Source organism: Azospirillum griseum, assembly GCF_003966125.1.
Taxonomy (GTDB): Bacteria; Pseudomonadota; Alphaproteobacteria; order Azospirillales; family Azospirillaceae; genus Azospirillum; species Azospirillum griseum.
Window position 1 is genome coordinate 1 of record NZ_RXMA01000136.1, and the last position, 502, is coordinate 502.

A 502-nucleotide genomic window follows, 5' to 3' on the forward strand; every position below is an offset into this window, starting at 1 on the left:
CGGCGGATGGCGCGGTGTCGATCTCGGTCGGGCAGATGGGCTATCTGCTCGAGGGCATCGACTGGCGCAACCCGCAGAAGACCTGGCGCCCCGAGGCCGCAGGGTGACTGCGACACGGTGAATCGACGCGCCGGTTCAGGAGCGATTGCGGCGGCTCAATGGCGCGTTTCCAGGTAAACTGGTGCCATGACCGCCGCCCCGCTCCCCTCCACCTCGACCGACGACGTCGCCACCTTGCGCGCTGCCTTGGCGCAGGCCGAGGCGCGGGCGGACGCGGCGGAAGCCGAAGCGGCGCGGGCCAAGGCGATGGCGTCGAACACCGAGGCACTGATCGCGAGCCTGAAGCTGGAAATCGAGAAGCTACGGCGCGAACTCTACGGCACGCGCTCCGAGCGGAAGGCGCGCCTGCTGGATCAGTTGGAGTTCCAGCTCGAAGAACTGGAAGCGAACGCCAGCGAGGACGAGTTGGCGGCCGAGCAGGCCGCTGCCAAAACCACCGCGG

Annotated in this window: 1 protein-coding gene; it reads left to right on the plus strand. The window is 68.7% G+C overall.

Features of this window, described 5'->3' with window-relative positions:
* Positions 1-186: 186 nt before the first annotated feature.
* A partial coding sequence (locus EJ903_RS26510; RefSeq protein WP_210211587.1) for an IS66 family transposase occupies positions 187-502 on the plus strand: 316 nt, incomplete at its 3' end.